The organism is Rothia sp. HMSC078H08 (genome assembly GCF_001808955.1).
Lineage (GTDB): Bacteria > Actinomycetota > Actinomycetes > Actinomycetales > Micrococcaceae > Rothia.
This window is the reverse complement of sequence record NZ_KV795252.1, coordinates 44,041-69,726: the sequence shown is the minus strand read 5'-3', so window position 1 is coordinate 69,726 and position 25,686 is coordinate 44,041. Positions and strand designations below refer to the sequence as shown.

The 25,686-nt window shown below is 61.0% G+C and carries 19 protein-coding genes; 7 read left to right on the top strand and 12 right to left on the bottom strand.

All coding sequences use genetic code 11. The annotated features are described in order from the left end of the window. Positions 1 to 509: 509 nt before the first annotated feature. A complete protein-coding gene (locus HMPREF2528_RS02830; RefSeq protein WP_070542247.1) occupies positions 510 to 1,919 on the bottom strand; it encodes a chloride channel protein in 1,410 nt (469 codons plus the stop codon). A gap of 339 nt (positions 1,920 to 2,258) precedes the next feature. Here HMPREF2528_RS02830 and proC point away from each other — a divergent pair, with 339 nt between their 5' ends. Continuing rightward, positions 2,259 to 3,104, top strand: a complete 846-nt coding sequence (gene proC, locus HMPREF2528_RS02825; RefSeq protein ID WP_049346889.1) for a pyrroline-5-carboxylate reductase — start codon at positions 2,259 to 2,261, stop codon at positions 3,102 to 3,104. A gap of 209 nt (positions 3,105 to 3,313) precedes the next feature. Here proC and HMPREF2528_RS02820 read toward each other — a convergent pair whose 3' ends face one another. After that, on the bottom strand, positions 3,314 to 3,976 hold the full coding sequence (locus tag HMPREF2528_RS02820) for a potassium channel family protein (RefSeq protein ID WP_005504725.1): 663 nt from the start codon (positions 3,974 to 3,976) through the stop codon (positions 3,314 to 3,316). Further along, positions 3,969 to 5,588, bottom strand: a complete 1,620-nt coding sequence (locus tag HMPREF2528_RS02815) for a TrkH family potassium uptake protein (RefSeq protein WP_070507065.1) — start codon at positions 5,586 to 5,588, stop codon at positions 3,969 to 3,971. The genes HMPREF2528_RS02820 and HMPREF2528_RS02815 overlap by 8 nt, the downstream gene beginning before the upstream one ends. 422 nt (positions 5,589 to 6,010) lie before the next feature. Here HMPREF2528_RS02815 and HMPREF2528_RS02810 point away from each other — a divergent pair, with 422 nt between their 5' ends. From HMPREF2528_RS02810 to HMPREF2528_RS02800, 4 genes are all read left to right on the top strand, one after another. Further along, positions 6,011 to 7,387, top strand: coding sequence for an ArsR/SmtB family transcription factor (locus HMPREF2528_RS02810; RefSeq protein ID WP_070507062.1), 1,377 nt, complete (start codon positions 6,011 to 6,013; stop codon positions 7,385 to 7,387). 90 nt (positions 7,388 to 7,477) lie between these two features. Next, on the top strand, positions 7,478 to 9,568 hold the full coding sequence (locus tag HMPREF2528_RS02805; RefSeq protein WP_070542244.1) for an FCD domain-containing protein: 2,091 nt from the start codon (positions 7,478 to 7,480) through the stop codon (positions 9,566 to 9,568). Between the two features lie 263 nt (positions 9,569 to 9,831). Then, positions 9,832 to 9,930 carry a 30S ribosomal protein bS22 gene (locus tag HMPREF2528_RS09010; protein WP_005504750.1) on the top strand — a complete coding sequence of 33 codons (99 nt, stop codon included), beginning with the start codon at positions 9,832 to 9,834 and terminating at the stop codon, positions 9,928 to 9,930. Between the two features lie 148 nt (positions 9,931 to 10,078). Then, entirely contained in the window at positions 10,079 to 10,768 is a 690-nt protein-coding gene (locus HMPREF2528_RS02800; protein WP_070542240.1) for a histidine phosphatase family protein, read from the top strand. A gap of 133 nt (positions 10,769 to 10,901) precedes the next feature. Here the strand turns inward: HMPREF2528_RS02800 and HMPREF2528_RS02795 are convergent, their stop codons facing one another. From HMPREF2528_RS02795 to gluQRS, 6 genes are all read right to left on the bottom strand, one after another. Further along, entirely contained in the window at positions 10,902 to 11,315 is a 414-nt protein-coding gene (locus tag HMPREF2528_RS02795; RefSeq protein ID WP_070542237.1) for a PLD nuclease N-terminal domain-containing protein, read from the bottom strand. 102 nt (positions 11,316 to 11,417) lie between these two features. Then, entirely contained in the window at positions 11,418 to 12,332 is a 915-nt protein-coding gene (locus HMPREF2528_RS02790) for a 1,4-dihydroxy-2-naphthoate polyprenyltransferase (RefSeq protein ID WP_070542233.1), read from the bottom strand. A gap of 126 nt (positions 12,333 to 12,458) precedes the next feature. Continuing rightward, positions 12,459 to 13,817 carry an AMP-binding protein gene (locus HMPREF2528_RS02785; RefSeq protein WP_070542230.1) on the bottom strand — a complete coding sequence of 453 codons (1,359 nt, stop codon included), beginning with the start codon at positions 13,815 to 13,817 and terminating at the stop codon, positions 12,459 to 12,461. 170 nt (positions 13,818 to 13,987) lie between these two features. Next, positions 13,988 to 14,941: a 1,4-dihydroxy-2-naphthoyl-CoA synthase gene (locus HMPREF2528_RS02780; protein WP_049331736.1), complete on the bottom strand. Its 954-nt coding sequence runs from the start codon at positions 14,939 to 14,941 to the stop codon at positions 13,988 to 13,990. A 186-nt stretch (positions 14,942 to 15,127) separates the two neighbouring features. After that, on the bottom strand, positions 15,128 to 16,615 hold the full coding sequence (putP, locus tag HMPREF2528_RS02775; protein WP_070542226.1) for a sodium/proline symporter PutP: 1,488 nt from the start codon (positions 16,613 to 16,615) through the stop codon (positions 15,128 to 15,130). A 381-nt stretch (positions 16,616 to 16,996) separates the two neighbouring features. Further along, a complete protein-coding gene (gene gluQRS, locus HMPREF2528_RS02770; protein WP_070542223.1) occupies positions 16,997 to 18,022 on the bottom strand; it encodes a tRNA glutamyl-Q(34) synthetase GluQRS in 1,026 nt (341 codons plus the stop codon). A 254-nt stretch (positions 18,023 to 18,276) separates the two neighbouring features. On the opposite strand from gluQRS, the gene HMPREF2528_RS02765 reads away from it, so the two are divergent. Next, entirely contained in the window at positions 18,277 to 19,185 is a 909-nt protein-coding gene (locus HMPREF2528_RS02765; RefSeq protein WP_049353383.1) for an MBL fold metallo-hydrolase, read from the top strand. Between the two features lie 119 nt (positions 19,186 to 19,304). On the opposite strand, the gene HMPREF2528_RS02760 is transcribed toward HMPREF2528_RS02765, so the two are convergent. The 3 genes from HMPREF2528_RS02760 to HMPREF2528_RS02750 form a co-directional block, all read right to left on the bottom strand. Further along, positions 19,305 to 20,324: a glycosyltransferase gene (locus HMPREF2528_RS02760; protein ID WP_044150155.1), complete on the bottom strand. Its 1,020-nt coding sequence runs from the start codon at positions 20,322 to 20,324 to the stop codon at positions 19,305 to 19,307. Between the two features lie 277 nt (positions 20,325 to 20,601). Then, on the bottom strand, positions 20,602 to 22,431 hold the full coding sequence (menD, locus tag HMPREF2528_RS02755) for a 2-succinyl-5-enolpyruvyl-6-hydroxy-3-cyclohexene-1-carboxylic-acid synthase (protein ID WP_049347105.1): 1,830 nt from the start codon (positions 22,429 to 22,431) through the stop codon (positions 20,602 to 20,604). A 77-nt stretch (positions 22,432 to 22,508) separates the two neighbouring features. Then, on the bottom strand, positions 22,509 to 23,552 hold the full coding sequence (locus tag HMPREF2528_RS02750; protein ID WP_070542220.1) for an o-succinylbenzoate synthase: 1,044 nt from the start codon (positions 23,550 to 23,552) through the stop codon (positions 22,509 to 22,511). A 293-nt stretch (positions 23,553 to 23,845) separates the two neighbouring features. On the opposite strand from HMPREF2528_RS02750, the gene HMPREF2528_RS02745 reads away from it, so the two are divergent. Beyond that, entirely contained in the window at positions 23,846 to 25,537 is a 1,692-nt protein-coding gene (locus HMPREF2528_RS02745; RefSeq protein ID WP_070542217.1) for a phosphatase PAP2 family protein, read from the top strand. Positions 25,538 to 25,686: the final 149 nt, after the last annotated feature.

The following is a 25,686-nucleotide window of genomic DNA, read 5'->3' as shown; positions in this document are numbered from 1 at the left end:
CGGTGATGGTGTGTTGTTTAGTTACTAGTCGGGCCATTATTCGTAGGTCAAGCTGACCACCGGAAGGAAAACAGCCCCGTAGTGTGCCTAACAAGCGCATCAATGCGCTGTGGAACACTACAGTTACCACCCTACCGCATGTTTGCCATCGTTTGCATTCTTTTGGGTGCTACAGCAACGAAACATCACCATACGAATACCTCAATGCTTTATGTATCAAATAAGTACCTGCACGCAAAGAATTTACATATAGTGGCGGGTGTTCCTCGGTAGAAGAATCCCAGTAGTAGACCAGGGGAGAGGACTGCAGACCAAAAGAATGAACAGCAATCTAGGGGAGTGGCGGCGGGGCAAAGGAATAGCCGATAGGTTAAGGGAAAAATCGATAGGTTAGTGTCTTCGCTGCGGGTTAAAGACCTACGGTGAAGGCACTAACCTATCGAAAACCTCGGTCTAAAAAGCGGCCCCGGACGCACACACGCATCCGGGGCCGCTCCTATTTCTGAAAGCTACTTCTTAGAGCCGAACACTCGCGTCCACGCCCAGCGCGTCAGCACCGCCGTACCCACCGCAACCGCCATCGGCAGCCACGCACTCGCGCCCTGACCCGTAAAACCAATCAACAACGTCAACGCAGACAGCGGCGCATTCATCGACACACCCAAAAACGCCGCCGTACCCGTCAACGCCGCCGCATACAACACCATCGACGCGCCACCCGGCACCCCGCCCAAAGCAGGGAACACCCACAGCACCAGCGCCGCCACACAAAACGCAGCCGCCGCACCCAACGCCAAACCCGGCGTCAACGTACCGCCATACGAACCCGAACGCAGGCTCAACAACACCACGGCAGCCTTCGCCACGCACAACGCCAACACATACACTGCCGCCGCCGCAGACAAGCCGTCCGCCGCCGTATCCAGCGACACATTAAACGTGTGCTGAGTCAGCAGACGACCATTACCCAAAATCTCCGGAAGCCACAGCGAAACCACCGCGACCAGCACAAACGCCACCGGAATACGCCACAACAGAGAACGGTCCTTCGCCTTCAACTTCTCCGCACGCTGCGACAGCGCCCTAAAACCCAACGCCAACGGAGCCAACACCACACCCGTCAGCGCCGCCACCGTCAGCGTCGTCGCATCCAACGGAAGCTGCGGCACCGGGTACGTCGGCGCATTGACAATCACCAGATTCGCCGTGACCGTCGCCGTCCACACCGTCACCGCACCCACATACAGCGACCGCAGGCTCAGACCCGCGGCCATCGCCTCCACGAGGTACACCAGGCCGCCAATCGGCACCTGATACACAGCCGCCAGGCCGGACGCCGCACCCGCCGCCACCAGCAGGCGACGCTCGCGATCGCCCAGTAGCAGCGAACCATCCGGACGGGTGCCGCCAATACGCTCCAGCAGACGCGCGCATCGACCCGCGGCCAGAGCGCCCAGCTCACGCGGCGCGACCTCCTTACCCACGGGGGAACCGGCACCCACCGCAACAATCTGAATCACCGAATGGGAAATCTGCCGCCACAGCGGGGGCTTAAGGTCCTCCTCGGTAGTACCGGCAATCTGCGACTTCACGCTGACCACACGCCGCCCACCGGACTGCAGGTAGTACCACACCAGCGCCACAAACGGGCCCAGCGCCGCCAAAACCAGGGCACGACGCGCCGGATCGGCGCCGTCAGTCACCATCGGGTGATGCCCCTCAGACTGACCGAAAGTTAGCTCCTGCATAAAGTCCAGAACATAATGCAGAGCAATCGCACCCAAGCCGCTGAACACGCCCGTGACCAGTGCGGCAAGGGTCAGCCCCAGCAGGAGGCGAAACGAAAAAGAACGGAAACCCGCAGGGTTCTGCGGGCTATTCGGGGAAGAATTCGAGGAGGAACCAGTATGGGAAGACATAGAAACAGAGGTTTTGTGCGTTGCGTGCTGTGTGGTTTGAAGGCTGCATGCCCGGCACAAACTGCCGCGGGTGAAGCTGTTTTCATTCTACGCCCGCAGAATTACGCCCTCCCCGGCATGCCAGAACGTGAGAAGCGGAGCCCAGCGCATTGGGGTGCGGAGCATGAGGTGAAGCCGCCGCCCAGAAAACGCGGAAGAAACACGAGCCAGGTCACATGCCCGTAGCCGCACCCGCTATGCTGGAAGGGTACGCCTCCACGCGCCCGCCGCGCACAGAACAGTAGCCCCGGAACACACCGGCGGCACCCGGCGCAGGCACCACATACGGAAGGATCAACGATGACCGCAACTATTGCTTTTCTCGGCACCGGCTCCATGAACGGCTCCATCGCCGCGGGCCTGCTCGCTGCAGGCCACGACCCCGCACACATCCGCGCTACCGTGCGTAGCGAAGAATCCCGCGCCGCCCTCGCCCAGCGCCTCGGCGACAAGGTAGAAATCATCACCACCGGCGGCGAAGCCGACGGCAACCACAAGGCAACCGCCCACGCAGACGTCGTGCTGCTCGGCGTGAAGCCCTACGGCATTGTCGAGCTCGCCCGCGATATCGCACCCGCACTCGCACCGAACGCTGTTGTGGTGTCCGTTGCTGCTGGCGTGACCCTCGAAACCCTCGCTGCTTGCCTTCCCGCAGGTCAGCCCATTGTTCGCTGTATGCCGAACACCCCCTCCTCCGTGGGCAAGGGCGTGCTTGCCATCTCCACCACCGACAGTGTGAAGGACGAACAGAAGAAGCTCGTCGAAGAGGTCCTGGGCACCGTCGGCCTGGTCGTTGAGGTCCGCGAAGATCAGATGGATGCGGTCACCGCCGTCTCCGGTTCCGGCCCGGCATACGCGTTCCTGCTTGCGGAGGCGATGGCAGCCGCCGGCGAGAAGCTCGGCCTGGACGCAGACACCGCCCTCAAGCTGGCCAGCGCAACCGTTGCCGGCGCGGGCTACCTGCTCGACGCCAACCCGGATGCGCCCGCCCTGCGCCGCGCCGTGACCAGCCCGAACGGCACCACCGAGCGTGCACTGAACACCTTCGTGGACGGTGGCCTCTTCCAGCTGACCGAACAGGCGATGCGCGCCTGCGCGGAACGTTCGGCAGAAATGAGCCAGCTGTACACCGCTGACGAGGACTAGTCAGCGGGGACTAATCAGTGGGGACTAACCAGCGGGGACTAACCAGCGGGGACTAATACCGTCCGGTAGCATCCCCCTGACTAGCTGAAACTACAGAAAAACAGCCTCCTCCGGCAGAACGGGAAGAGGCTGTTTTTCTATGTCTATTTGCGGCTCCTCAAAACCAACAGAGCTGGGGAAGATAACCGCTGCAGCGAGGAAAAAAGCGCTTAGGGTCGCGCCGCGAAACGCTCAATCAGGTCCACCTGACCGGACACAATCAGAATGTCACGCGAATGAATGCGGGTGGTCGCGTCCGCATAGGTGAAGTCCTCACCGGGCGACTTAATACCGACCACGGACACACCGTACTTGGAGCGGATATCCGACTCGGCGAGGGTAAAGCCGTGGGTTTCCTTCGGCGGGCGCATCTTCGCAATCGCGAAGTCGTCATCAAACTCAATGTAGTCCAGCAGTCGACCCGAGACGAGGTGCGCGGCGCGGCGGCCGGCGTCCGCCTCCGGGTAGACCACGTGGTGCGCGCCAATACGCTCCAGAATCTTGCCGTGCGCGGGGGTAATAGCCTTCGCCCAAATACGCTCCACACCAATGTCCACGAGGTTCGCGGTAATTAGCACGGATGCCTCCACGGAGGTGCCCACACCCACCACGGCGGAGCCGAAATCGTCCGCACCCAACTGGTGCAGGGTGTCGATATCGGTCGCGTCGGCGGAGACCACGTGCGTCAGCACGCCGGACCACTTCTGCACCAGCTCGGGGTCCTTCTCAATAGCAAGGACCTCCTTGTTCTGCAGGCGCAGCTGGGCCGCCACCGCGGAGCCGAAGCGTCCCAGACCAATCACGAGGACGGGGGCGTTATGTGCACTAGCCAATGGTGGGCCTTTCTTCGGGGAACTTGTAGAGGCGGCGGCGTGAACGCAGCGCCAGGCCGGTCGCGGCGGTTGTGGTGCCCACACGGCCAATGAGCATCAGGCCGCTGAGCACGTATACGCCTGCCGGAGGTAGGCTGGCGGAGAGGCCGTTCGAGAGGCCGCAGGTCGCGAAGGCGGAGATGACCTCGAAGATGACTTCTTTGAGATCTGCGCCGCTGATGATAAGAATCGATGCGGCGCCAACAGCTACCACGGTAGCACCCATAACAATCACAGAGATGGCAATGCGCAGAGAGGATTCGGGGATGGTGCGATTGAACGCTACGACCTTCTGATCACCTCGCGCCTCGGCAAGAATCGACAGGGCAATGACCGCGATGGTGGTGACCTTCACGCCGCCTGCGGTCGAGCCGGAGCCGCCACCAATGAACATGAGCGTGTCCGTCAGCAAGGTGGAGACGGGCGTAATGCTACTCATATCGACCAGGTTGAACCCGCCTGAACGCATCATCACGGAGGCGAAGATGGCGTTGAGGATTTTATCGCCGGGAGAGTAGGAACCGATGGTTGCGGGGTTATTCCATTCGAAAAGACCCCAGAAGAAGGCACCAAAACCGAAGAAGAAGAGGGTGGTGACCATGGTCAGTTTTGCGGTGAGCTGCCAGTGTGAGGGGCGGAAGGGGTTGCGCTGAATCGCAATGAACACGGGGAAGCCGAGCGAGCCGAGGAACACCGCGATGCAGATGGGCACGAGCAGGAAGAGATCGTGGCCGTAGGGCACGATACCGTCTGAGTGCGGGGTGAATCCGGCGTTGTTGAAGGCAGAGACGGCGTAGAAAATGCCGTGCCACAGGGCCTCGTGTGGTGCTTCACCGAGCGCGAGGAATCGTGGGGTGAGGAGCATTGCAATGAACGCTTCGATGGAGAAAGACGCGTACGCCACCGCTTTGACGATGCCGCCGACCTCGCCGAGTCGGCTAATATTCAGGTCTTCCTGGGCGATGAGTTTGGTGCGCAGACCCATTTTGCGGCCGATAGCCAGCGCCAGCAGGGAGGTGATGGTCAGCGTGCCCAGGCCACCCACCTGGCAGGCGAGAAGAATCATTGCCTGACCGAAGGTTGACCACTGATCTGCTGTGGAGACGGTGGTCAGACCGGTCACGGTGACCGCGCTGGTTGAGGTGAAGACCGCGTGGTGTAGCGCGACGCGCTGCCCGTCTGCCGAAGAAATCGGCAGGGACAGCATGATGGTGAAGAAGATGATGACTAGAAAGAAGGCACCGATTGCGGTGCGTGAGGGAGACGCCAGAACTGAGGAATCAATGAAGTCGCGGAAGCGTTCGAGAGTCTTCTGGTTGAACTCTAGTGGGGTTCGTTTGCGCTGAGTCTTGGGGTCTTCGTGGTCACGTAGGGTAGGCAGACGGTCAAGATCGATGCCGGGCACGCTGGTGAGGATGCTGAGCTTTTCAGCTTCGAGGCGGTCGCGGCGGCTTCGGCGAACCTGCTGCTTTTGCGGTTCGGAGGTGGCACCGCTGAGGGTGTCCCAGCGGCGGTTGAGCTGGCCCTGGGGGTGGTGGTGTCGGCGCCGGGTGCGGCGGAGTATGCGTCCCATGCGCCTCCTTCAGTGGGTGTCTGGGTGTTGGTGTGTTGATGTGTTGGGCGGCGGTTTGAGCCTGTGTTTAACGCCTTCTAGTGTATCGCGCCGGGTGCCCGCTGAGGGGGTTGGGGGGTCTGGTGGTTCGGGGGTAAATATGTGAGTTCGGAGAAGGCGTACGGCTGGTTTTGTGGGGTGGAGCCACGAAAACTATATATTCTGTATTGGTTATATAAGTATTGAGGGGTTTGCTGGGTCGCATATGCCTAGGATGAGATACAGGAAATCAACATTAGATGTGATAGGCACTTCATGCTTTTCCCCCTTTCAAGGCTCCACGTTAGGTTAGTATTCAGGGGTCTTTCAGAATTTTTGAAGGTAATTTCTGTATCAGCCTCATTCTAAGCTTGAGGCGCCACTTTATATGTCATAATCGCTATATGCATTCTGATGTTTTTTCTGTCATCGCGGATCCGACTCGCCGCCGAATTGTGCGTATTCTCGCTGAGCAAACCCACACTGTGGGTGCAGTGGTTGAAAAGCTGGGCATGAGCCAGCCGACCATTTCGAAGCACCTGAAAGTACTTCGCGATGCAGACGTGGTCTCCGTGACCGTGGAGGGGCAACGTCGCCTCTACTCCCTGAACCCGGATGTATTCGCCACCGTGACCGAGTGGATTAACGAGACCGTTCAGATTGCACGTCAGTCCAGCGAAGCACACGTGCCCGTGGCACTGCCCGGTGGCGTGACTGCATCTGCCTCGGATAAGGCGACGGCTGAGCACGCAGCCGAGAAGCCGGCCGAGAAGACCTCTGAAAAGAGCGCTCCGAAGCCCGAAGTTGAAGAACCCGCTCAGAAGCTTGCGCCCGCCGCAACCGCGGAGAAGGCTGATGAGACCGGCTCTGAGACTTTCGTCGTTGAGGCGCCCACCCCCGAGGAAATCGAGCAGGCACGCATTCAGCGCGCCCGCGCCCAGTACCTGACCCCCAGCGCGCGCATCTACTCGCGCCCTGCGGAGCAGGCTGCTGAGAGTGCCGCTTCCGAAGCTGTCGCTGAGAAGGCAGGAGCTACTGAGCCTACCCCGCAGGAAGAGGCAGTGGATAGCACCCCGATGCGTCCCTTCACTCCCGCAGCCTACGGTTACGACGCTGGGGTGACCCCCGCGGCGTCGGCAACCCCCGCTCAGGCCGCTACCCCTGCGGCACCTGCTGAGGCTAAGCCTGTTGTAGCGCAGAAGCCGGTGGTATTCCCTCAGCCTGCGGCTGTGGTGCCTTATGGCATCGACCCCGCTGCGGTTGTGGGTGGCTCGATTCAGCCTATCCCTGTGATCCCCGAGGCTGTTGTGCTTGAAAAGATTGCCGAGGAAAAGGCTGCCGACGAAAAGGGTGCAGCTGAGAAGCCTGTTGCACCCGCTGAATCCGTCAAGGAAGAAGCAACCCGCAAGGAATTTGCAGCTGAGGATTCTGCCGCTGAAAAGTCTGTGATTGAGAAGAACGTAGTGGATGAAGCCGCGGCAGAAGAGCCCGTGAAGGCTGAATCTGTTGAGGCTGAGTCTGTTGAGGAAGCAGCTTCGCCCGCAGAAGCTACTGAGATGGCTGAACTCGGTGAGGGTGAGCCTGCCAATGATGAGCTCACCAAAGATGAGCCTGTCGAGGGTGAGCCTGCTAAGGCTGAAACCTCCGCTGAGGAGCCCGAGTACCAGACCATGCCCGCCTACGATTCGGTGTACCGCCCCAGCACTGAGACGACCAGCACCGAGGCGAAGGATAACCACCGCGGTGGTCTCTTCGGCTTCCTGCGTGGTCGCCGCCGCTAAAGCGCGCCCTGACGCCGTTCGACCTCCGGCATAACTCTGTATAAAGCACACACACTCTCACTCACCTTATTGACCGAAAGACGCATTCACGTGGCTATTCATCGTAAAATTCTGCGCTGGCTCGAGAACGAACTGTTCGAGGGCAACATTCAGCTGGGCCAGGACCTGCCCAGCGATAGCGAAATTGCGCGCGCTATTGGTGTGAGTCGTTCCCGCACCCGCGAGGCTCTACGCACCCTGGAAGATATGGATCTGGTGCAGCTGTACAACGGTCGCGGCAAGGAAATTCTGGTGCATCTGAGTGACGAGCCGGCTTCCGCGGCGAGTGCCGCTCTGCGCCTGCACATGTCCAGCTCGCGTTACCCGACTCGTGACCTGGTGCAGACCCGTATTCTGCTGGAAAGCTGGGCGATTGCGCGTATTGACCCGAAGACCACCTCCTTCGCGGAGATGGACGAGGTCCTGGAGCAGATGGAAGATTTCGACCTGTCGATTCGTGATTTCCTCGAGCTTCTGCTGACTTTCCACCACCAGGTGATGCGTTGCGCCGGTAATGAGCTGCTGGTGGGTCTGCTCGCGTCGGTGCGTCAGCCGAGCTTTGAGTCGATGCTGTCGCTGGTGGGCCGTATGCCGCTGTGGAGTAGCGCTGTGGAGCGTCTGCGCGCTGAGAGTCGCGCTATTGCGGAGGCTTTGAAGGCTGGCGACGCTGCGACGGCTCGTTCCATGGTGATTGGTCAGCTGCGCGGCATGTATTCCGATGCCGGTATTGACCTGGAGCAGGAAGCGACCTCTGCGAACGGTCTGCCGGGTGAGCCGATTGCTTCTGAATTTGCGCCGGTTGATGTGGATGAGTTTGCCGCTGATGACTTTGATGATTTGATGCAGGATGACCCGTCCTTCGCCGATGTGGGGGCACTTCCTGCCGCGGATGCTCCTGTTGCGGCGCCGGATGAGCCGACTCAGGTTCCTGCTCCGGTTTCTGCTGCGGTGTCTGCGCAGTCTGAACCCGAGGTTGCCCACGGTGATGAGGCGGGGTCTGAGATTTCCTTCGGGCTGACTGATACCTCTGCTGATACTACAACTGGTGCGGATATTTCTGCTTCTGACAAGGCAGAACGTACGATTCCCGCTGCGTCTCAGCCCGCACCTGCTGCGGCTTCCGTAGCCACCGCACAGCCTGCCGCTCATTCGGTGAGCCCGGATGTGCCGCTGAGCTTCGGTACCCCGCGCCGCAGCACCCCGGTAGCGCAGGTAACCCCCGCTGCTTCTGCGGCTCCGGTATCTGGTGTCCAGGCGCCGGCCTCCCAGACTCTCACTTCCCAGCCCCTCAGCTCCCAGACCCCCAGCGGTCAGCTGCCGAGCCTCCCTGCCGCGTACGCGCAGGAAGAGGCTGAGGGTCCCGCGAAGGTTCTGCGTGCTTCTACGGCGGCTCCGCGTCGTCGTAGCGGTCAGATTATTTCTCCGGTGCGTGCGACCATTATTAAGCCGGTGGATCGTAGCAAGGTGCTGACTGCGCCTGCCCGTACCGTGCATCCTGCGGCTGTTGTGACTGCTGCGGCTCCTGCGGAGACTGAGTCGGCTGAGAATGTTCTGCGTGCCCCTGCGCGCCAGGAGGCGCCCGCCGTTCAGCCTGCTGAGCCTACCCGCCTTGAGGCGGCTGCGACCATCCACGACACCTATGAGAAGCTTCCTCATGAGGAGCCGGTGCAGGAGCGCCGCGGCATCTTCTCGAAGATGAAGCGTTTCTTCGGCGTGGACGTGTACGAGCCTGAGCACGATGAAGCCCAGGAGAGCGCTGAGAAGGATCAGGCAGTGAAGGAGCAGGCTCTGAAGGCTGAAACGAAGTCCGAGCCCCAGCATGAGCTCCAGCCTGAGCCCCAGCCCGTCATTGATGAGGAGGCGCTGGCTCGTGCCGAGGCTGAGCGCGCTGAGCGTTTGAAGGCGTTGCACGCGGCAGCGGAGGAAGAATCCGCAGCGGAAAGCTCTGCTGAGAAGGCTTCTGTAGAAGAGCCGGTTGAAGAACCCGCTGAGGACCCCGCGCAGGAATCGGCTGAGGAGCCGGTTGAGACCGACTTCCAGACTGAGGAGAGCACTTCTGAGGGTGCTGTAGCTTCTTCCGGTTCGGTATTGTCTCATGGCCGCGCTAAGGGCTCGAAGAAGTCGAAGAAGAAGCGCCGTTAGGGCTGCCGAATCCCCATTTTGACCCGGAGATACCCTCGATATGCCCGTGGGAAAAGCGGAAATTCAGGGGAAAACTTCTGAAAAGCCGCTCTCGAATGGTGAAAATGGGGGTAAACCTAGTACTCTAGGTAGGTAGCGCTCTAAAACGCAAGGGTATTTCTGTGCCTAAAATGCGTTTTGGATCGGTTATACCGGTATAAATATCCCCGGGTAGCTACCGAGCCGAATGGCTCGGCCGGGTACGAGTAAAGTGAGGAAATCCTATGGGTTCCGTTATCAAGAAGCGCCGCAAGCGTATGTCCAAGAAGAAGCACCGCAAGCTGCTTCGTAAGACCCGCCACCAGCGCCGCAACAAGAAGTAAATAGACTTCTTTTGCCCCGCCTTCCGTATGGAGAGGCGGGGTTTTTGCGTTTCTGCAGTTTTGCGGGCTGGGTTTTATGCCGTGTTTTGTAGAGCGTATGTGGGGTCACCTGTTTGGGGTGCGGCGCGCTATCTGAGAGACTGAGATTATGACTGAAACTTCCACCATTAAAGTTCACCTCATGCGTCACGGCGAGGTGCACAACCCCGAGCGTATCGTGTACGGCCGTCTGCCCGGCTACCGTCTGTCCGATAAGGGCCAGCAGATGGTGCGTCTGAGCGCGGAGGAGTTCGCGGCTCGTGCTGAGCGCGGCGCCCGTTTTGTGCATCTGGTCTGTTCGCCGTTGCAGCGTACCCGTGAGTCTGCCGCCCCGGTTGAGGAACTGCTGGGTCTGACCGCGCAGCCGGATGAGCGCGTCATTGAGGCGGATAACTACTTTGAGGGTCTGCACGTGAACGCGCAGGAGCTGCTGAAGAACCCGCGTCACTGGACTAAGCTGTACAACCCGGCGCGCCCCTCCTGGGGTGAGTCGTACCTGGATCAGATTCGCCGTATGGCTGCAGCTGTTCAGGATGCGGCGCGTACCGCCTACGAGCGCGGCGGCGAGGGTGCGGAGGCGATTATTGTGTCGCACCAGCTGCCGATTTGGACTACTCGCCTGGGAGTTGAGGGCCGCATGCTGCAGCATGACCCGCGCGCTCGTGAGTGCAACCTGGCGTCGATTACGACTCTGGCGTTTAGCACCACTGATTTTGAGCATGAGATGCCGCGTTTTGTGGAGTATTCGGAGCCTGCCGCGCCGCTGTACGGTGGCGTGATTCAGCTGCCCGGCAGCTAACAAACCCGGTAGCTAGTTCCCCAAGCTGTTTTGAGCATAGAAAGAGGCTGTGAACCCATCCGTTACGGATGTGCTCACAGCCTCTTTCTGTACACCCTGAGGGGCGCACGAGCTGCAAGTCTAGCTGTCCTGACTAGTTATGCCCGTTACCCTGAGTCGGGGTGCCGTCGTCAGGATCCTTAAGATCAGAATCCTGCTTGTTGTTCGATTCTGCCTCGCGGCTGCGGCGTTCGCGTTCTGCTTTTGCCTTGAGCCAGCGCAGGTACTCTTCATCGTCGTCGGGGGAAGATACCGAAGGCGCCGGGGTGTTGCGTCGCTGACTGAAGCCGGGGCGAGGAGCGCCTGCTGCGGGCTGTGCCTTGGGGCGGCCCAGGATGAGCCACATAATCGGGCCCACCACGGGGAAGAGCAGGGTGACGATAACCCACAGCCACTTGGGCAGAGTTCGCGCCTCGTGTGCGGGGGTGCGGACGGCGTCCAAGAGGGTGTAGAGGGTCAGCCCCACGATGAGGGCGGCGCCGCCAATAATCAGCATGGCTCGAATCATAAGCACTACTATGACATACCGCCGCGTTATTGCGGAACTATGAACCGGGTGCCCGCTAGCGGCTTAACGGCGCGGTAACCCGGCGCAGATTCGTACGTCGGCTTAGTATCCGGTGAACACCTGAACCTCGTGGCTAATAATATCCAGCGAACCGAGCCATACGGCGAGGGCAAGAATCATGGAGTACACGAGCGCCACAATACCCGCCTGCTTGAGCACGGGAATCAGCTCGCGGCCGCCGCGCGTCCACACGGTCACGCAGGAGTGGATGGTCGGGCCGACCAGCAGGAAGATCAGCAGGAACCAGGGGTTCTCATCGAGCAGGAGCACGCCCAGACCCAGGGCCAGCGCCATCTCCACGATGTAGGTGATGCGCGACCAGCGTTCGCCCAGGCGGACCGCCATGGTCAGCTTGCCCGCCTCAATGTCGGTGGGAATGTCACGCACGTTATTCGCCATGAGCAGCGCACAGGAAATCAGACCAATGCCGATAGCACCAACCCAGCCGAGCAGGGTCAGGGTGTGTGCCTGCGTGTAGAGGGTGCCCAGGGTCGCAACCAGACCAAAGTAGACGAAGACGAACACGTCGCCCAGGCCCATGTAGCCGTAGGGGTGCTTGCCGCCGGTGTAGCCCCACGCCGCGAAGACGCTGGAGGCGCCAATCGCCAGGAACCACCACTGGTTCGCCAGAGCCACCAGGGCAAGACCGGCAAGCATCGCTAGGCCGAAGCAGGCGAAGGCGGCGTACTTGACGGAGCGGGGGCTTGCCACGCCGGAACCAACGAGGCGTAGCGGACCCACGCGGTCTTCGTCGGTGCCTTTGATGCCGTCGGAGTAGTCGTTGGCGTAGTTCACGCCGACCTGCAGGAAGAACGCGACGAGGAACGCCAAGAACGCGTAGAGCGGCTTGAATTCGTTGATCTCGTAGGCGGCAGCTGAGCCGGCAATAATGGGGGCGACGGCGAGCGGCAGGGTGCGCAGGCGAGCGCCTTCAATCCATTGGGCGGCAGTTGCCACGGGGGTTCCTTCCGGGTCTATGTGCGTATGATGCGTGGGTTTTGTGATGAGACGGGTTGTGACGGTGACGGTCAGGGCATGCGGGCGGGTGCGTGTGCGGGGTGAAAATGCGCGGATGAGCCTGCTCTAGCCCTGACGGTAGTCTCTGTCCAGGATACTGTATATTTCTGCGCGGTCCGGTTTGCCGGTGCTGGTGAGCGGGAAATCCGGCAGGATGCTCAGCTGCTTGGGTGCGGCGGGCGCGCCGAGCTTTTCGGCGCAGCGGGCGCGCAGCTTGGCGCAGAGTTCTTCGGTGAGGGCGGGGCTATTCTCAGTAGGTGCAGCATCGGCAGAGGGCACGAGCGTGACTGCGGCGGCAATGGCGGTGCCCCAGCGGGCATCGGGTAGCCCGACCACGCAGGCTTCACGCACTGCGGGGTGCTCTTCGAGGACGGTCGCCACTGCGCGGGCGGAGATTTTCACGCCTCCGCTGATGAGCACGTCGTCGCTACGGCCGAGTACCTGCAGGCGCGGCTCGCTACAGTTCTCGTTGCTGTCGGGAGCCGCTACAGGGCTCAGCAGCCCGTAGTCGTCGGTGCGGTACCAGCGGGTGCCGTCCGCGGCGGTGAAAAAGTGCTCGGCGGTGCGGGCTGCATCGCCAATGTAGCCGCTGGCGAGGTGCGCGCCGCTGATCCAAATGCGACCCACCTGTGCAGACTCTTCATGCGCCGGCTTCCCGCCGATATTCGGCGCGGTCGGCATGCCTTCTTCGGGCACGAGCTCCACCCGCACGCCGGGCAGTACGGAGCCGGAGTAGACGCATCCGCCCGCGGTTTCGGCGCTACCGTAGGTGGTTACCGTATTCAGACCCAGCGCGGAGGCGGCGGCGAGCAGGTCGGCGCTGGCGGGGGCGCCTCCGAGCAGGATGCCGGTGAAGGAGCTGAGCGCCTCGTGAATATCAGCGCCCAGGTGCGAATCGGCGTCCGCGCTTTCAAGGAGCTTATGTAGCTGGGTCGGTACCAGGGAAATAAACCTGCGTGCCGAGCTCATTCGCTCAACCGCCTGCAGAAAAACCTCGGGGCTAAAGTGCACGGGCTCAATGACGGAGCGGGCGATGACCGGGGCGGTACCGGCGAGTACGGAGCGGGCGAGCACCTGCGCGCCGGCAATATAGTGCGCCGGAAGAGCCAGGAGCCACTGCGAGGCAGCATCGGAGTTTGAGCCGAAGAACTGCTCGGTGGCTGCCGCACTGGCGGCAAGAGCTCGCGCGGTCAGTGCGGTGCGTTTGGGGGTTCCGGTGGATCCGGAGGTGCCCACCACCAGCGCGATAGGCTCCGCAGCCGCACCCGCATCCGCCGCGTACCCGCCCAGTAGTTGCTCAAAGGCGCCCAGCATGGCGTGAGGGTCGGCGGGCTGATCGGCACGCACCTGTACCGCCTGCGGATGCAGGGCAACCTCCTGCGGGGCGGGGGAGGGCATGAGCCCGGGTACGGGGGTGTTCATCATGGCTAAATCCTTAGCGGCTGTTTGTAGCGGCTGCGTGCTGTCATGCGCCGGTGTCATATGCCGGTGCGGCATCAAATGCGCCGGAGCCGGATTCTTAGCTGAGGTTCTCAGGGTTGAATCCGGCTCCGAGCCTATGCATCTGAAACTACTTCTGTAGAAGGGGCTGTCTCTTAGAAGTAGTAGGGGTAGTTGGACCAGTCCGGGTCACGCTTCTGCAAGAACGCGTCGCGGCCCTCCACAGCCTCGTCGGTCATGTACGCCATGCGGGTTGCCTCACCGGCGAAGACCTGCTGGCCGAGCATGCCGTCGTCGGGCAGGTTGAAGGCGTACTTGAGCATGCGGATTGCCTGCGGGGACTGGCGGGCGATGTGCGCCGCGTATTCCAGGCCCTTGTTCTCAAGCTCGGCGTGGGGAACTACGTCGTTGACCGCGCCCATTTCATACATGCGCTGTGCGTCGTATTCCTTGGCGAGGAAGAAGATTTCGCGGGCGAACTTCTGGCCCACCTGGCGTGCAAGCAGTGCCGAACCGTAGCCTGCGTCGAAGGAACCGACGGTTGCGTCAGTCTGCTTGAACTTGCCGTACTCCTCAGAGGCGATGGTCAGGTCAGCCACCACGTGTAGGGAGTGGCCGCCGCCTGCAGCCCAGCCGGAGACGAGTGCGATAACGACCTTGGGCATGGTGCGGATGAGGCGCTGCACTTCCAGGATGTGCAGTCGGCCTGCACGTGCCGGGTCGATGCTTTCTGCGGTCTCACCGCTGGCGTAGTGGTAGCCGTCGCGGCCGCGGATGCGCTGGTCGCCGCCGGAGCAGAATGCCCAGCCGCCGTCCTTGGCGGAGGGGCCGTTGCCGGTGAGCAGTACAGTGCCCACGTTGGAGGTCATGCGGGCGTGGTCGAGGGCGCGGTAGAGTTCGTCCACGGTGTGCGGGCGGAATGCGTTGCGGACCTCGGGGCGGTCGAATGCGATGCGCACGGTGGGCAGATCGCGCAGGATTTCGCCGTTTTCGTCGCGCTCAACCTGGCGGTGGTAGGTGATGTCGGTGAAGTCTTCGAAGCCTTCGACGACGCGCCAGTCGGCGGGGTTGAAGATGTCCGAGACCTTTTCGGGAAGTTGTGCAGTCATAGACCCTATTCTACGTTGCCCGGGCGCTAGGTGAGGCTGCGAACCAGGTTGCCGAGCGTAGCGAATCAGGTAGCCCGGTATAGCGAATCAGATTGCCGAGCATAGAAGAAGGCCCGGACCGCGTGTGTGCGGTCCGGGCCGTAGAGGTTGGGTAAGGAACCTTACCCGGTCTCGATTATTTGTGGGCTACTTGACCTTTGCGAGCTCTACCGCGCGGTCGAACTCTTCGTCAATGACCGGGTTCTTCTTGTAGGTGACCAGGGAGACGATGATTGCGACCAGCATTGCCGAAGCGAAGCCGGGAACCATTTCGTAGAGCACGGACTTCATCGGGCTCTGGCCCCAAGCGAATGCCACAACGGCACCGGTAATCATGGAGGCGAGTGCACCCTGGGTGGTCAGCTTACGCCAGTAGAGGGAGAGCAGAACGGTCGGGCCGAATGCCGAACCGAAGCCCGCCCACGCGAATGCGACTAGCTGCAGAATCGAGCTGTTCGGGTTCCACGCCAGGGCACCTGCGACCAGTGCCACGATTGCCACGCCTGCACGGCCGAGCCACAGGGACTTGGAAGCGCTGAGCTTCTTCGAGGAGAAGATGCCGTAGAGGTCCTCCACCAGAGCGGAGGAGCACACAATCAGCTGCGAGGAGAGGGTGGACATAATTGCCGCCAAAACCGCCGCCAGAATCAGACCGGCGATGAAGGGGTGGAAGAGGATCTGCGAGAGGTCCAGGAACACGGATTCTGCGGTTTCGGGGTTGGTGAGGGACGCCTCGGGGTGGCGTGCAAAGTAGGCGATACCCATGAACGCGCCGCTCAGTGCGCCGAACACGGTCAGAACCATCCAGCTAATGCCGATGCGGCGGCCGGACTTAGCGTCCGCGGGGGTGCGCATTGCCATGAATCGCACAATAATGTGCGGCTGACCGAAGTAGCCCAGACCCCATGCGAGGGACGAAACAATACCGGCGAAGGTGGTACCCGCGAAGATGCTCAGTGCGTCGGGGCGTACCTGGCTGATGGACTCAACCACGGGGCCCACGCCGCCGAGGTCAATGATGGTGACGACCGGAACGGCAATCAGTGCTGCGAGCATGAGCAGACCCTGAACCATGTCGGTGTAGGACGCGCCCATGAAGCCGCCGAAGAAGGTGTAGAACACGGTAATGCCTGCCAACAGGAGCATACCGGTGTGGTATTCCTGACCGAAGGAGGACTTGAAGAACAGACCGCCGGACACCATACCGGAGGAGACGTAGAAGGTGAAGAATACCAGAATCACGACACCGGAGACGATGCGCAGCACGCGCTTGGTGTCATGGAGGCGGTTGCTCAGGAAGACTGGGACGGTCACTGCGTCGCCTGCTACTTCGGTGTAGCTACGCAGTCGCGGTGCCACGAACGTCCAGTTGCACCATGCGCCGATGGTCAGGCCGACGGCGAGCCATGCCTGGGAGAGGCCGCTGAGGTAGACGGCGCCGGGCAGACCCATGAGGAGCCAACCGGACATGTCGGAGGCGCCCGCTGAGAGTGCGGCGACGGTGGGGGAGAGCTGACGCCCGCCCAGCACATAGTCGTCGAGGCTGTTGTTCTTGCTATTTGCCCATAGGCCGATTGCGATCATGGCAACAAAATAAATCGCCAGCGCGATGACCTGGTATGTACTCGCGGCCATAATGTTCCTTCTCTCCTGGTGGTAGTGTGCGCCTGTGTGTATTTATGCGCTACCCCATAACTTTATGAGTGGCATAGGATACAGTCTAGGCTTTGAAGGACTGAAAATAAAGTCTATTTGACGCTTAGGGGTGAGGATCTATGGAATAAATATGTATTTTCTGTGTAAAATCCATGGTCGTACACGTGGGTCATTGTGGGAGCGTGTGCGAAAAAGTGCCCGAAAAATCCTTGAATTTCAGGGTTTCGGGCACTTGAGTGAAAGATATGTAGTTGAAAAGCAACGCAAACGCTCAATGGCATATGCATCTAAAACGAATTAAACGAAAAATTTAAAAGCCGTTCGGAGTGTTGAACTGTTACACGACAATGTCACAGAGGCTTAGAGATCCCTCACAACCCATGGTTCAGTAGCCATACGAGCCGGATCAAAACGCTCCAAAATCGCTGCCGCATTGGGCACCGGAACATCCGCCGAATGGGTGGAGCCATCGGCGTTATACACCGGAATAGATGCGGCAATCCACCCCAAAATCGTAGGGATTTCAACGCCCGCCTCACGCAACTGCGGCAGAGTCACCGCACCGTCACGCTTCGCCAGGCGCTTGCCCTCCTCGTTCAGCGCCAGCGGCACATGCGCGTAACGCGGCTGCGTCAAACCCAAAAGCTGCGCCAAATACGACTGGCGGGGCGCAGAAGGCAACAGATCATCACCGCGCACAATCTGCTCAACCCCCACAAAAGCATCGTCCACCACGGAGGTTAGGTTATAGGCGTAGGTGCCGTCATTGCGCACCAGCACAAAATCATCCACCAGGCCGGTGTAGGTGCCGTAAAAATCATCCTGTACCGTGTAGTTCGTGCACTCGGCACGCAGACGCAGAGCCGGCGGACGCTGGGTGCGGCGCTCCTCCCGCTGGTCCTCGCTTAGGTCGCGGCAAGTACCCGGGTAGGCGCCCGGTGCACCGTGCGGGGCGCTCGACGCCTCCTGAATTTCGCGGCGGGTGCAGTAACACTCGTACACGAGGCCCGCCTCTCGTAGGTGCTGAACCGCCTGCTCATAGGCGGCAAGGCGCGTGCTCTGATACAGCACCCCTGCCTCCTTGCCCTCGGTGCTTTCGCTACCCTCAATACGCTCCGTCGAGGTGCCGGGGCTCGCATCCCAATCCAGGCCCAGAGTCGCCAAGTCAGCAATCTGACGCTCCGCAGCACCCGGGCGCACACGATCCAAATCCTCCACACGCAAATAGAAGGACTTGCCACCGCGGCGCGCCATCGCCCACGCCAAAATAGCGGTACGCAAATTACCCAGATGCAAATCCCCCGAAGGGGAGGGGGCGTAGCGTCCGGTACCGCTGGGGAAAGGCAGGTTCGAAGGGGTGGAAGACGAGGTGAGGGAAGAAGTCATACTCCTATCCTATAGGGCGTGATTTCTGGTTCTTGCTCAGAGCCTAATCAGAGCTGGACTAGCTGGGAGAATGCGCTACCCGACTAATCAATCTGCAGAGGTTGTCAAGCATCACGTGCCACCTGCCCGTAGAGACGTAATTATACGGAATGATGCACTTTTATGCCCTTAGTGATGTGCAATAGTGCAAAAATATGTTCTCCAGAAGCCCGAATAGCCCCTCAGTCGCCAAAAATTACAGTAGGGTTGTATCTATGGCTCGTACTATTGAACTCGCAGACGGCGTGTACCGTATTGCGACCGACAACTACCGACTGAACACCGGACTGGTCCTCGGACTGGAACGGGCACTTGTCGTGGATACCGGCGCAGGTCCCCGTCAGGCAACCGAAATCTATGATGAGGTTCGCCGTCTCACGCGCCTTCCTATCACCGTCGTAAACACTCATGGACACTATGAGCGTTTCTTCGGTAACGATGTTTTCGCGGCAATGGGTGCCGAAGAATTCTGGGCGCATCCTCGCGCCGCGCGCGCAATTCGTAAATACGGTGAGGCGCAGCGTCCCTACGTCGAGACGCTCGAACCGGAAATGGCGCACCATCAGGGTGCAGCCACCAATATTATTGTCCCCAACCGCCTGGTCGCCAATAGCGGTGACGGCATTACCTTCACCCCCATTGATCTGGGTGAGCGTAGCGCAACCCTCATGTACATGGGTCCCGGCCACACCGATGGTGACATTCTGGTCGGTATTGAAGACGTGCTCTTCATGGGTGGTCTGATTGAAGAGGGTACCGATCCCTATTTCGAGGATTCCTTCCCCGACCGTTGGATTGACACTCTCGGTGCCGTGCTCGAATTTGATCGTTACCGCGTGTATGTGCCCGGTAACGGTGAGCCGGTAGACCGCACCTTTGTGGAGCGTGAGCGTAACACCATGGTGACCGCTATTGAGTCGATTCGTTCCTCCACTCTGGACCGTGAGGATGAAGCAACTACCGCGGCAATGTATAAGCTGCCGTATGCGCCGGGTGCGACTCGCTTCCTGCTGGATCGATTGGCTCAGCTGGAGAACGCACCGGTGGCGGCGTACCTCGATTCGGAGCACCCGGATACCAGTGGTTTCACGGGTCCGATTACTCTGGGTCAGGCATCGTACTAAACCCCGTATGCAATATGCCTCATGGGGTATAAATACAGGTGAGGGCTGGTTTCTGTGATAGAAACCAGCCCTCACCTTTTATATAGCCTCAGCTGTTTACCTTCAGCGAGGTGACGTTTTTAGTGCTGAACGTACTGGGCGCGCATTGCCTCGCAATCAGCCTTCAGGGAGGCAGGGACCTCACCCATTGCCTCGCACAGCTGAACGAAACGGTGACGCCAATCCAGGCGCTGCAGCGCCTGACGAATCTGCTGCTCACCCTGTGCCGGAGTCCAGCGGGAGGCAGCCTCGGCAACCTGCGCGAGGCCCGCACGAGCATCCGCGTGGTCAATGTCGATGGTCGCGCCGTCCCAGAGAATCTCGCGTACGGTGGTCGTGTTCGGAACCTTGCCGACCACGGTCACGCCCGAAGCCAACGCATCGGTCCAACGACCGGTGATGTACTCCTTGGTCGGGTGAGTGTAGGGTGCCGGGCTGACCGAAGTAGAGAACGCCAGCAGGAACTTCGCGCGGTTCAGAGAATCCTGCAGGTGCTGAGCCGACTCGCGGTCATTTGCGCCGAAGGGTGGGCGGCCCTCAAAGCTCAGACCCAGCTCGCCGGCGAGGGCGGCGGTCGCCTCGTCATCTTCGTAGGCGGCGGGCTGACGGCCCACGCGCAGCAGGTCGGTGCTCTTCGACTCCAGCGCCGCCAGACGGTCGCTGAACTTGCTCCAAACATCCGCACCCCAGGGCAGAACGCCGGGGGCCTTCACGCCCGCAGCGGTCCAGGGCTGAACGTCGTCAACGTCCGCAACGAAAATACGGTCGTAGGTGGAGGACTTAGCCACCGCGGGAATACGGTCATCCCAGAAACTATCAATCACCCAGCCGTAAATCGCGCCGTAGCGGCGGAACGCGAAGGAACGCTGCGAAATGGCGTACAGCTGACCGGGGTCAGAAGCAATCACCAGGCAACGCTTAGAGCCGCCCTTGAGGCGGGGCAGGCGCGCCAGAAGCTTGGTCTCCTTGCTGAGGGATGCGCCCACATCCACGGTGTGCACGGTGCCGCCGGTGTAGCGGGCGAGAAGCTCCGCCATGGCGTGTACGGGAACCCAACCGGCTCCGGAGGGGACAGCAACAATAATATCGAGTGAGCTCATGAGAATCCTTGGGAGCGACGTCCGCCGCATGCACCGGGCTAGCCGGGGTAAAACCTCGGGTCGCGGGCGGTGTGCATCAGCGGCAAGAGCGTGAAGGTCAATAAATGATAGATAGGGTGCCTTACGTCAGCAGGCGCGCAAAAAACACGAATGCAACGGCGAGTGAAACCGCTACGACCGGCTAGCTTTCAGCCACGGAAGGCTACGGCACAGGTAATTTTCAGTATATCGTTCAACCCTGCGCACGGGGCTTAGCCTGCTGCCTTTAGAAACAGTTTTAGGGTGTGTGAATGCGCACCTCAACGCCCGATTCGGTGCCAAACCCGGCAGCCATGCGCGCCAAATCAGTGTTCGGGGCGGCAGCCACCGTGAAGAAACGGTCCACAGCGGCGGTGAACTGCTCCTGACGAGCCATATCACCGTGTTCAAGGGTCGTGAAAATACCGCCACCGGCATCGTCAAAGACCTCAACACGCAGCTCGGGAAGAAGCTCCGTATTCGGCAGGTTCAGCGAGGACACATCGTGCTGGAAGGTCAGGTCACCGCACAGCAGGGTCACCGGCAGGGCGGTACCACCAATGACCGGGAGGGAGTTCTCATCCACACCGGCAGGATAGTAGCCAGACAGAGACACACCAATAGCGGTCGCAATCGTCCCGTCAATACCGGCAAGACCGCGATTAGCAAACACGCGCGCGGGGGCGGGCTCGCCCAGGGCGGGGGCTGCCGCATCCAAATCACGCACCAGGTTTGAAGAACCCAGCACCATGAGGCGGCGCTGAGCCACCGCATCCTGCCAGACGCGGCGGGCGTAGGAGCGGCCAGCGGTGCGGTTGCGGTAATCGGTGTAGTCAACCGTGCTCTCAGCACCGGGATGTTCGTAGGCGGCAATGGCGCGCAGGCACTCATCCTGCAGCTCGCGGGCGGGCTCAACCCACTGCTCTAGCCAGCTCAGCTCGTCCACCAGCTCATCAGCGGCAGCAGAGGATGCGCACGCAAACTCGGCGAGCTCGTGCGGGGTTGACAGCTCCACGAAGGAGCGAGCGCCCGGCTCGTACCAGCTGGCGCGGCGCGGGGCGTAGAACGCGCACTGAATATCTTCGCGTTCCAGCAGTGCGGTAATCGGGCGCGAAAGCGTCGGGTGGCCGAAGAGCACCACACGCTCAATCTGCGCGGCGGGGGCGAACGAACCATCAGCGAGCAGCTGCGGGTAGTGAGGAATGGAGGTTGCGCCGTGGCGCGCCTCGGAGGAAGGCTCCGCAAACAGCGGCAGGTTCAGCACGCGCGCGAACTCCGCCGCAAACTCGCCGGCACCGTCAGCGGCAACCACCACGGTACGGTGCGCCGGGGTGAACTCCGCAAGGTCCGCCTGCGCCTCCAAAGAATCCAGAAGCCAACGCTGCTCGGCGCTGGAGAGCCCGGAACCCTCGGCGCGGGCGGCGCGGGCGCGACCCTCAGCCTGCGGGTCGTAATCTTCCAGCAGGCTCTGCGCCCACTGCGGCAGCATCTGCGCAAAACGGCCAGAGGGGGTCAGCGGCGTATCAAAACAAATGTTCAGGTGCACCGGGCCAATCGGCTCCGTCGACTGCTTGCGCCAATGCTCGGCACTACGACCGGTCAGCGCATTCAGGCAGGCGGCAAAAGCCTGAGTCTGCTCACCCTCCACCTGCTCGGGGTAGGAGGTCAAATCAGCTTCAGCACGCACAAAAGGATGGAAGAAACTCGCCTGGCGGGTCGTCTGATTCACGCCGCTACCGCGCAGACGCTCCGGGCGGTCAGCGCTCAGCACCGCCAGGGGCACGCCGGCGTGGTACGCCTCCATGACAGCGGGCATGTACTCGCCCAGCGCCGTACCGGAGGTGCACACCAGACCCACCGGCTGACCGGACGCCTTCGCAATACCCAGGGCGGTGAAGGCTGCACTTCGCTCGTCCACACGCACGTGCGCAATCAGGGCGCCGGCTTCAGCGGCGGCGGCAATAGCGTACGCAAGAGGTGCGCTGCGGGATCCCGGAGACACGACAACATGCCGCATACCGGCACGAATCAGCGAATCGAGCACGGATACTGCGGTGAGCATGGCGGGGGTTGAGCGGTTTTCAGTCACCGTACCATTCTAATGCCGAGGGCATTTTCCTTCAGTTATGGTTACCCTTCACGACCTCATCATTACGGCACTAGCCGTTACAGATCAGCGGTGCGTTCCAGAACGCGGTAGCAGGCGGTAACTCGTTCCACCCACCACTGGCGGGTCTGCTCATCGGTGGCAAGACGCTCCAGGCGCTGCGGGCTGGGGGTGATGGTGCGCAGGTCCATGAACCCGTCGCGGGCGATGAGCGGCTCATCGGTGACGTCCTCAGCCATGAGGGAGACCGTGCCCAGACCGCACCCGTACCTCAAAGTCGGAAGGGAAGCCGCCAGGGACGCACCGACACCAATGCCCACCGAAGACTCCAACGCAGAAGAAACCACCGCCGGAAGCTGCGCCTGCTCCACCAGCGCGAGCGCACGGCGTACACCGCCCAGAGGTGCCGCCTTAATAACCATCAGGTCCGCGGCGTTCGCGCGCGCCACCTTCAGCGGGTCTTCCGCCTTACGAATCGACTCGTCCGCGGCAATGCGGGCGGGCTGCCCCTCCTTGGCAATGGCAAAGCGGAGCGCCGCCATATCTTCAATGGATGCCACGGGCTGCTCGGCGTAGATAATGCCGTACTCGCAGAGCTTGCGCAGCGCATCAAGGGCACCGGCGAAGGTGTAGCCCATGTTTGCGTCCACCTTCAGGCGTGCATTCGGGAGTGCTTCTCGTGCCGCCGCTACACGGGCAATATCGTCGGCGAGGCTCTGGCCCTTCTCAGCCACCTTGATTTTGAGTTCCTGAATATCACCGGCGTACTTGGCGAGCACCTCCGGCACACGCTCCGCAGGTACTGCGGGCAGAGTGGCGTTCAGCGGGATGCGCGTACGCACCGGCTCCGGGGTGGGCAGCCACGCCGCCTCCAGCGCGCAGGCAAGCCACGCCGCAGACTCCTGCGGACCGTACTCGAGGAAGGGCGCGAACTCGCCCCAGCCGTGCGGGCCGCAAATCAGCGCGCTCTGGCGGCTATTGACCCCACGGAAGGTGACCGTCATCGGAATTTCGACCGTGAAAAGGTTCTCCAGAACCTCCTGCAGTGGCGGCAGGGGAGTGTTCGTGAGGTGAAAACCGTAGCCGAGAGGCGGCACGCTCATACTGGTGTTCAAGGTATCTGCCCTTCTTCGATGCGCTATGAGCTCACCATAACATTCCGGGGGCGGGGGGGTGCGCTCGCACCCTGTCACGCATTCTCTGGAAACTCTCAGGTTGTGGTCGAAAAAACTTTAGTTTTTCATAGCTTAACCTGGGATAGTAGGTAGTTATTCGCCCGAGAACTCGGACGGTGCTTCGCATAAAACGGCAGCTTGGGGGCTACTGTTTTGAGGGGCTGGCATCGGCGGGCTCGGGTATGGCTAACAGACATGAGGGCGAGAAGGTACGAAGGGTTATGAAGAAGACACCGCAAGCGAATACATCAGGTTCGGGAAACTCCGGTTGGGAGAGCTCCGAAAACCTCGACGCTACCAGTGTGCTTCACCCCGATGACGTGCGTGCAGCCGCTGCCGATAACGCGCCGACTACGGTGTTTTCCTCTGATGAGACTGCGGTTCTCTCCGATTATCAGGACCCGACTGCGGTGCTTTCTGATTATCAGGACGCTACCCAGGTGCTCGCCTCCCACGAAACGGCTACCCATGCCGCTGCGCACAGTGATGACCGTACGAAAGTTTTGACGGATTACGGTTCGTCGCCGGCTCACGAAGCTGCGCCTGTAGGTTCTGCAAACGTGGGTTCCGTAAACGCGGGTTTCGTGAACGCTGAATCGGCGAATACCGAAGTTATTTCTTCGCACCCCGACACCTCAGAGGTTATTGGTGCGACCCGTCCTTTGCCGCGCGTTTACCGTGCCCCCATTAAGATTCCTGAGACGATTCCCTCGCCGCAGGAACGCGCCTCTCAGGGGAACTACAGCGCGGATGAGCCGATGCAGGCTACGCGCCGCCTCGATCCGCCGAAGCCTCCGGTGAGCGGTTTCCCGCTGAACGCCAATATGGGTGCTGGACACATGGGCGCTCCTCAGATGGGTGCTGAACAGATAAGCGCCCAGCAGCCGCTTCCCCAGCGTGTGCCGCCGCAGGCACCTCCGCAGCCGGTGGCTTATCCTCCCGAGGCGTATCCTGCCGCCGCCTACCCGAACGGTGCGTATGTTCAGACCGGTCAGGTTCCCGTGGATGCTTCGGGCCGCCCGGTGAATCGTCCCGGCGAAGAGCAGGGGCACCATCTTCCGAGTACCGGTATTTTGATGCGTCACGTGATGGCGTTGCTGTTCTTGGGCCTGTCTCTCTACGGCGCGTTTGTGTTCTTCATTTACACGGCGACCGGCCAGCAGGTTGATGAGCAGGCGTACACCGAGTACGCGAACCAGTTCAAGAGTTACCGCGGTCCGACCCTGACTGCGCTGGATTCTTTGCCCACGATTGTTGGTGTGATTGCGGTGCTGGGTCTGGTTGCGGTGCTGATTTGGAAGCACCGGTTCCTGCCCTCGCTGATTGGTGTGCTGGCCGGTGCTGCGGCGGTGACGAGTACGTACCTGCTCAAGCACTACCTGATCGTGAAGCCCGACCTGGGTGTTCAGGAGGCGCTGAGCAACTCGGCCCCCAGCGGCCACACGACCTTTGCGGCGGCGGCTGGCGCGGCGCTCTTTTTGGCGGCGCCTCGTTTCTTGCGGCCCACGGTGGCTCTCTGCGCGGCGGTGGCGACCTGCCTGACGGGTGCCTCCACGATTATTAACGGTTGGCATCGCCCGGCGGATGTGGTGACCGCTATTCTGGTCACCGCCATCTGGACGGTTGTGGGTATGGGTGTGTTGCGTTATGTGCGTCCGGCAGATTTTGCGGTGCCGGCGCGTGGTGGTTTGGTGCTGGTGCCGTTGATGACGATTGCGACGCTGTTCCTGTCGTTCTGCGCGGTGATCCTGTATCTGATTGCGATTTTTGCCCCGATTCCCGGCGGTGCTTTTACCGCAGCGACCTGCATGATTATTGCGGTGAGCTTTGGTACGACGGCGTTGATGGTGAACCTGTTGCGTCCGCGTAATAGTAATCGCTCCGCCTATTCGAAGGTGTGGAGTTATCAGTAGACGTTGTTCCCCTCCCTGCTCGGGGTGTTTCAGCTCGGTGTGAGCTGAGGCATTGTCCCGGCGCGGGGAGGGGAATACAATATAAGAAATTTAGTATTTTTAATACCAATATTAGGGAGGGGGTTGCGCACCCCCTTTCACTCACCCCT